The following is a 7,621-nucleotide window of genomic DNA, read 5'->3' as shown; positions in this document are numbered from 1 at the left end:
ATCGCGACCATCTTTACTCAACCTTCCTTGGCGGCCCTGCGCCAAAATCTCCATGCCTTGCGATATCGCTGGCGCGAACCACCACGAAAGCGCAAATTTCAGTCCATGCCAAAGCTATCTTAGCGCCTATGCCCTCGAGGGGGAGGGTAATCACCCCTGCGAAGGCCTGAACCGCGCCACCAGCGTGTGGCTCTCCGCGGCGTAGGTGAACCTCACCTGCGTCACCGGGTGCTCGGCGCCCCAGGTCCGGCGCTCGACCACCAGGCAGGGCGCGCCGGCGGCGATGTCGAGCGCTTCGGCAATGTGCCTGTCGGCCGCGACCGCGCGGATACGGTGCTCTGCCTCGCTCCACGGCACGCGCCCGATCAGCCAAGGGCCGGGGGCAATGTCGAGAAACTCCTCCTCGGCGGCTTCCGCGACGGCGGCCAGATTGATCAGCCGCTGTTCGTGCGCGAATGGCCGCTTGCCGGCGAAATGCCGGCATTCAAGCGCCAGCACCTGTCCGGCTGCGTCCAGTTCCAGCAAGGCGCGATCCTCGGCGCTGCTGCGCCTTTTCTGCCGCGCCAAGCGCTCGTAACGATAAGCCAGGCCAAGCGACTCAACCTCGATCCTGATGTCGTGGATTTCCAGCACCGCGGCCTGCGACTGCGGCTGGCGGACAAAGCTGCCCGAACGGCGGCGGCGCTCTATCAGCCCAGCCTTGGCCAGCTGCGACAGCGCCTTGTTCACCGTCATGCGCGAGCAATTGTATTCGGCCGTCAACTCGTGCTCGAACGGGATGCGGTGACCCGGCGCCCAGGTGCCGGACATTATTTTCTCGCTGATGTCGGACAGGATGCGCTGGTGCAGCGAACCGCCGCCTTCCACCGCCGCTGTCTCTGATATGCTCATGCCGAAAGCGCCGTCATCACATGGCGAAAGCGCTCGGCGATCGTCTCACGCGCTGCATGCCGGCCGCCGCTGACTTGTTTTTTTCCGTGCACCCAGACGCAATCGACCTTGCCGCCATTGGCAAAGATCCAGGCGTCGAGGATCGCATCGCCACTTTTTCCGGCCAGCGAAGGATGGTTTTCGTCGAGGGAGACGAAATCAGCCGCGGCGCCGGCGGCGATCCGCGACGGGCCGGCGCCGAGTGCGGTGCTGCCGCCATCGAGGGCGGCGTCGAACAGAGCCCGCCCGGTCGAGCCGCCGGCCACCGCCAGCACATTGCGGGCGCGGTGTGCGAGGCGCTGCGAATATTCGAGCTGGCGCAATTCATCCGGCAGGCCGATCAGCACGTTGGAATCCGAGCCGACGCCGAAGCGGCCGCCATGTTCGATGAACAGAGGTGCTGAAAAGGTGCCGTCGCCGAGATTGGCCTCGGTGATCGGGCAAAGCCCGGCAATGGCGCCGCTTCTGGCCATGCCGGTTGTCTCAGCCTCGGTCATGTGGGTGGCGTGGATCAGGCACCAACGCTTGTCGATCCCGGCATTGGCGAGCAGCCATTCGACCGGTCGCGCACCCGACCACGCCAGGCAATCCTCGACCTCCTTCACCTGCTCGGCGACGTGGATGTGGATCGGTCCGTCCGGCGCAATGGCGGCAACAGCGCTGAGTTCCTCCGGCGTCGCGGCGCGCAGGCTGTGCGGGGCGACGCCGACGACAGCCTGATTCAACGCACGAACCGATTCGCGGCTTTTCTCAAGCAAGCGTTCGAACCGATTCACATCGTTGATGAATCGCCGCTGGCCTTCGTTGGGCGCAGCGCCGCCGAAGGAGGAATGGGCATAAAATACCGGCAGCAGCGTCAGGCTGATCCCTGTTTCGTTGGCAGCGGCGGCGATCCGCTCCGCCATCTCGGCCAGGTTGGAATAGGGTGTTCCGTCGCGATCGTGGTGGAGATAATGAAACTCGCCGACGCGCGAGAAGCCGGCCTCCAGCATCTCGACGTAAAGCTGTGCGGCGACCGCCTCGACCTGGTCCGGCGTCATCGACAGCGCGAAGCGGTACATCACCTCGCGCCAGCTCCAGAAGCTGTCGGCGGAGGGACCGCGCAGTTCGGCAAGCCCGGCCATGCCGCGCTGGAAGGCGTGGCTGTGCAGGTTCGGCATGCCCGGCACCAGAATGGCGTGGCGTTCGTCACCGCTCCGCGGCGACGTGTCGACTTCGACGGTTGCGATGCGACCGTCCGTGACGACGATCCGCACCTTGTCATGCCAGCCCTCGGCCAGCAGCGCCTGTTCCGCAAAGATCGCCGTCACGTTTTTTTCTCCGAATTCCATCAACAATGCACTTGCAGCGCGTTTCAATATGTATATACATAATCGCCATCCAAGCAACGGAAAAAGATGATGGCGGCACAAGACAAAAGCCGGGCAGGGGGCCTTCAGCTTTGGCGTGATGCCCGCCTGGCAACCATGGCCGAAGGCGTTGCCGGACTTGGCGTCGTCGAAAAGGGCGCGATCGTCTCCCGTGACGGCATCATCGTCTATGCCGGCCCGGAAGCCGACATGCCGTCAGCGTTGGCTCAGGGCGGCGAGACTACCGATTGCGAAGGCCGTTGGATCACGCCCGGTCTCATCGACTGCCACACCCATCTCATCCATGCCGGCAACCGTGCCAACGAGTTCGAGATGCGGCTGGCCGGCGCCAGCTATGAGGAAGTCGCCCGTGCCGGCGGCGGCATCGTCTCCTCGGTCAAATCCCTGCGTGCCGCGAGCGAAGACGAACTGGTTGAGCAGACTCTCCCGCGCCTTGACGCGCTGATGGCCGAGGGCGTCACCACGGTAGAGGTAAAGTCGGGTTACGGGCTCGATCTCGAAAATGAACAGAAGTCGCTTCGCGCCGCGCGGCAGCTGGACAAGCAACGCCCGGTCACGGTCCGCACCACCTTCCTCGGCGCGCATGCGCTGCCGCCGGAAGCAAAAGGCGACAAGGACGCTTTTGTCGATCTCGTCGCCAACACGATCCTGCCCGCAATCGCCGCCGGGGGCCTGGCTGACGCCGTAGACGGCTTTTGCGAAGGCATTGCCTTCTCGCCGGAGCAAATCGCCCGCGTGTTCGACAAGGCCAAGGCGCTTGGCCTGCCGGTAAAGCTCCATGCCGACCAGCTGTCGAACCTGCATGGCGCCGAACTCGCCGCCCGCTATGGCGCGCTGTCGGCCGACCATCTCGAATACACCGATGAAGCAGGTGCCGCAGCCATGGCCAAGGCCGGCACCGTGGCGACGATCCTACCCGGCGCCTACTATTTCATCCGCGAAACCAGGAAGCCGCCGATCGGCCTGTTTCGCCAGCACGGCGTCAAGATGGCGGTCGCCACCGACAACAATCCCGGGACGTCGCCGCTGACCTCGCTGCTTCTGACCATGAACATGGCCGCGACGCTTTTCGGCCTGACCGTCGAGGAGTGCCTGGCCGGCACCACTCGCGAGGCTGCCCGTGCGCTGGGATTGCTCGGCCAGACCGGCACGCTTGAAGCAGGGAAATCCGCCGACCTGGCGATCTGGGACATCGAGCGTCCGGCCGAACTCGTCTACCGCATGGGCTTCAACCCGCTCCATGCCCGCATCTGGAGAGGACAATGACCGAACTTAACCTGAAGCCCGGCAATGCATCGCTGGCCGACTGGCGCACCATCTATCGTGGCGCCGTGCCGAAGCTCGACGCTGCCTGCCGTCCGAAGATCAAGGCCGGCGCCGAGGCTGTCGCCCGTATTGTCGCCAAGGGTGAGCCGGTCTATGGCATCAACACCGGCTTCGGCAAACTGGCCAGCGTCCGCATTCCGGCCGCCGATTTGGAAACCCTGCAACGCAACATCGTTTTGTCGCATGCCGCCGGCGTCGGCGAGCCGATGCCGGTCGCTGTGGTTCGGTTGATGATGGCGCTGAAGCTGGCCAGCCTGGCGCAGGGCGCGTCGGGCGTGCGGCCGCAAACCATCGAATTGCTGGAAGCGATGCTGGCCAACGACGTCATCCCCGTCGTGCCGGCGCAAGGCTCGGTTGGCGCCTCCGGCGATCTCGCGCCGCTGTCGCACATGACGGCAGTGATGATCGGCGTTGGCGAATGCTTTACCCCGCATGGCCGCTTCCCGGCCAAGGTCGCTTTCGTCTCGCACGGCCTGGAGCCGGTGACGCTTGGCGCCAAGGAAGGCCTGGCGCTGCTCAACGGCACGCAGTTCTCCACCGCCTATGCGTTGGCCGCTCTCTTCGAGGCCGAAGTGCTTTACCAGTCGGCGCTGGTCGCCGGCGCGCTGTCGACCGACGCCGCCAAGGGTTCGGACGCGCCCTTCGATCCGCGCATCCATCTCCTCAGAAAACACCCGGGCCAGATCGAGACGGCGGAAGCGCTGCGCAACCTGATGGCCGGCAGCGCCATTCGTGAATCGCACCGCGTCGGCGACGAGCGCGTGCAGGATCCGTACTGCCTGCGCTGCCAGCCGCAGGTGATGGGCGCCGCGCTCAGTGTGCTGCGTCAGGCCGCCGACACGCTTGGCACCGAGGCCAATGGCGTCACTGACAATCCGCTGATTTTCGCCGAGGACGACACAGCGCTCTCCGGCGGCAATTTCCACGCCGAGCCGGTGGCTTTCGCTGCCGACATGATCGCGCTTGCCGTCTGCGAGATCGGCTCGCTGTCGGAGCGCCGCATCGCCATGCTGGTAGACCCCGCGCTGTCCGGCATGCCGGCCTTCCTGACGCCGAAGCCCGGCCTGAACTCCGGCTTCATGATCCCGCAGGTGACGGCGGCGGCGCTCGTCTCTGAGAACAAGCAGAAGGCCTATCCGGCAAGTGTCGATTCCATCCCGACCTCGGCCAACCAGGAAGACCATGTATCGATGGCCGCACACGGCGCTCGCCGGCTAATCGGCATGATCGAAAACGCCACGGCCGTCATCGGCATCGAACTCTTGGCCGCCGCGCAGGGCTGCGATTTCCATGCGCCGCTGGCGTCGAGTGCAGCTCTGGAAACTGTTCGCAAGCTGGTCCGCGCCGAGGTGCCGCATCTCGACAATGACCGGCATTTCCACCCTGACATGGAAAAAGCCATCGCCATGGTGCGCAGCGGCGCTGCCATCAAGGCTGCGAGCGCGGTGACATTGCCTTCGATCTCGGGAGTCTGACATGACCGACTGGCTGACAGTGACCGAAGGCACGGCACCCCTGTTGGTGTCGATCCCGCACACGGGTATCGATCTCGCCGGCATCGACAATCGGCTGGTCTCGCCCTGGCTCGGCCGCCGCGATTGCGACTGGTGGATCGACAATCTCTACGATTTCGCCGCCGGCCTTGGCGCAACGATTGTGCATACGTCGATCTCGCGCACCGTCATCGACGTCAACCGCGATCCTTCCGGCGCCTCGCTCTATCCCGGGCAGACGACAACGACGCTATGCCCGACCGAGACCTTCGACGGCGATCCGCTGTATCTGCCCGGCGCGGAACCGACGCCGTCGGAGATAGACCAGCGCCGCATAGCGTATTTCGTGCCTTACCATGAAATGCTGGCGGCCCAGGCCGTCAGGCTGCGCGGCCTGCATGAGAAGGTCGTCATTTACGATTGCCACTCGATCCGGTCGGTGCTGCCGCGCCTGTTCTACGGCACGCTGCCGGTATTCAATCTCGGCACCAATGACGGCCAGACCGCGGATCCTACGCTGCAGGCGCTGGTTGGTCAGATCATGGCCGAGAGCGGTGAAAGCAATGTCATCAACGGTCGTTTCAAGGGCGGCTGGATCACCCGCTATTTCGGCAATCCGCAAGGCGGCTACCATGCGCTGCAGATGGAACTTGCCGATCGCGGCTATTTGCGCGAGCCCGAGGGCAAGGGCGAACCGGACAATTGGCCGGTGCCTTATGATGCCGAGTTCGCCGCGCCGATGCGCGCCACACTGACGAAAATCCTCCAATCCGCCATTGATTGGGCCGGGCGCTGAGACGCCGCCTTACTCCAAAGGGACAATGATGAACAATCCTCGCCACAACATCCGCGAAGTGCGCGCGCCCCGCGGCGACAAGCTCAACGCCAAATACTGGACGACCGAAGCGCCGCTGCGCATGCTGATGAACAACCTCGATCCCGATGTCGCCGAAAACCCCAATGAGCTCGTTGTCTATGGCGGCATCGGTCGGGCCGCGCGCACCTGGAACGATTTCGACAGCATCGTCGCCTCGTTGAAGACCCTCAATGAAGACGAGACGCTGCTGGTCCAGTCCGGCAAGCCGGTCGGCGTCTTCCGGACGCACACCGATGCGCCGCGCGTGCTGATCGCCAACTCCAACATCGTGCCGCATTGGGCGACCTGGGATAAATTCAACGAGCTCGATAAAAAAGGCCTGATGATGTACGGCCAGATGACGGCCGGCTCCTGGATCTATATCGGCACGCAAGGCATCGTGCAGGGCACCTACGAGACCTTCGTCGAGGCCGGCCGCCAGCACTACAATGGCAACCTTACGGGCAAATGGATCCTGACCGGCGGCCTCGGCGGCATGGGCGGCGCCCAGCCGCTTGCCGCCGTCATGGCCGGCGCCTGCTGCCTCGCCATCGAATGCAATCCGGACTCGATCGATTTCCGGCTGCGCACCCGCTATGTCGACGAGAAGGCCGAGACGCTCGACGAAGCGATGGAAATGATCGAGCGCTGGACCAAGGCCGGCGAGGCGAAGTCGGTCGGCCTGCTCGGCAATGCGGCCGACATCGTGCCGGAAATGTTCAAGCGGGGCATCCGCCCCGACATGGTCACCGACCAGACCTCGGCGCATGACCCGATTAACGGCTATCTGCCCAAGGGCTGGACGATGGCTGAGTGGCGCGAGAAGCGCGTCTCCGATCCCAAGGCTGTCGAGAAGGCCGCCCGCGCCTCAATGCGCGAGCATGTCGAGGCGATGGTCGCGTTCTGGAATGCCGGCGTGCCGACGCTCGACTATGGCAACAACATCCGCCAGGTCGCCAAGGACGAAGGCTTCGAGAACGCCTTTGCTTTCCCGGGTTTCGTGCCGGCCTATATAAGGCCGCTGTTCTGCCGCGGCATCGGCCCGTTCCGCTGGGCTGCTCTTTCGGGCGATCCCGAGGATATCTACAAGACGGACGCCAAGGTGCGCGAACTCACCCCCGGCAACACCCATCTGCACAACTGGCTGGACATGGCACGTGAGCGCATCGCCTTTCAGGGCCTGCCGGCGCGCATCTGCTGGGTCGGCCTCGGCGACCGCCACAGGCTGGGGCTCGCCTTCAACGAGATGGTGGCCAGGGGCGAACTCAAGGCGCCCGTCGTCATCGGCCGCGACCACCTCGATTCCGGCTCGGTGGCTTCGCCCAACCGCGAGACGGAAGCGATGAAGGACGCCTCCGACGCCGTCTCCGACTGGCCGCTGCTCAATGCGTTGCTCAACACCGCGTCGGGCGCAACCTGGGTGTCGCTGCATCATGGCGGTGGCGTCGGCATGGGCTTCTCGCAGCATGCCGGCATGGTCATCGTCGCCGACGGCACGCCGGACGCCGCAAGGCGCCTGCAGCGCGTGTTGTGGAACGATCCGGCGACAGGCGTCATGCGCCACGCCGATGCCGGCTACGACATCGCCATCGAGTGCGCGAAGGAGCACCAGCTCAATCTGCCCGGTATTCTAGGCTGATTGGCTT

Annotated in this window: 6 protein-coding genes; 4 read left to right on the top strand and 2 right to left on the bottom strand. The window is 64.7% G+C overall.

The annotated features are described in order from the left end of the window. Nucleotides 1–150 precede the first annotated feature (150 nt). Both hutC and NKI06_RS27550 read right to left on the bottom strand, forming a co-directional pair. On the bottom strand, nucleotides 151–891 hold the full coding sequence (gene hutC, locus NKI06_RS27555) for a histidine utilization transcriptional repressor HutC (RefSeq protein ID WP_023747720.1): 741 nt from the start codon (nucleotides 889–891) through the stop codon (nucleotides 151–153). Then, nucleotides 888–2,240, bottom strand: a complete 1,353-nt coding sequence (locus NKI06_RS27550) for a formimidoylglutamate deiminase (RefSeq protein ID WP_023747719.1) — start codon at nucleotides 2,238–2,240, stop codon at nucleotides 888–890. Before NKI06_RS27550 ends, hutC begins: the two co-directional genes overlap by 4 nt. A gap of 90 nt (nucleotides 2,241–2,330) precedes the next feature. Here NKI06_RS27550 and hutI point away from each other — a divergent pair, with 90 nt between their 5' ends. The 4 genes from hutI to hutU are packed head-to-tail and all read left to right on the top strand — an operon-like array spanning nucleotide 2,331 to nucleotide 7,614. Then, a complete protein-coding gene (gene hutI, locus NKI06_RS27545; protein ID WP_023747718.1) occupies nucleotides 2,331–3,566 on the top strand; it encodes an imidazolonepropionase in 1,236 nt (411 codons plus the stop codon). Then, entirely contained in the window at nucleotides 3,563–5,101 is a 1,539-nt protein-coding gene (gene hutH, locus NKI06_RS27540) for a histidine ammonia-lyase (RefSeq protein WP_023747717.1), read from the top strand. Before hutI ends, hutH begins: the two co-directional genes overlap by 4 nt. 1 nt (nucleotide 5,102) lies before the next feature. Beyond that, nucleotides 5,103–5,915, top strand: coding sequence for an N-formylglutamate deformylase (gene hutG / locus NKI06_RS27535; RefSeq protein ID WP_023742743.1), 813 nt, complete (start codon nucleotides 5,103–5,105; stop codon nucleotides 5,913–5,915). Nucleotides 5,916–5,943: 28 nt separating this feature from the next. Further along, the gene (hutU, locus tag NKI06_RS27530; protein ID WP_023747715.1) at nucleotides 5,944–7,614 is read left to right on the top strand and encodes a urocanate hydratase; all 1,671 of its coding nucleotides are present in this window, start codon (nucleotides 5,944–5,946) and stop codon (nucleotides 7,612–7,614) included. Nucleotides 7,615–7,621 lie beyond the last annotated feature (7 nt).

Source organism: Mesorhizobium sp. M0772, from assembly GCF_040320135.1.
Lineage (GTDB): Bacteria > Pseudomonadota > Alphaproteobacteria > Rhizobiales > Rhizobiaceae > Mesorhizobium.
This window is presented reverse-complemented; position numbering and strand designations above follow the sequence as displayed.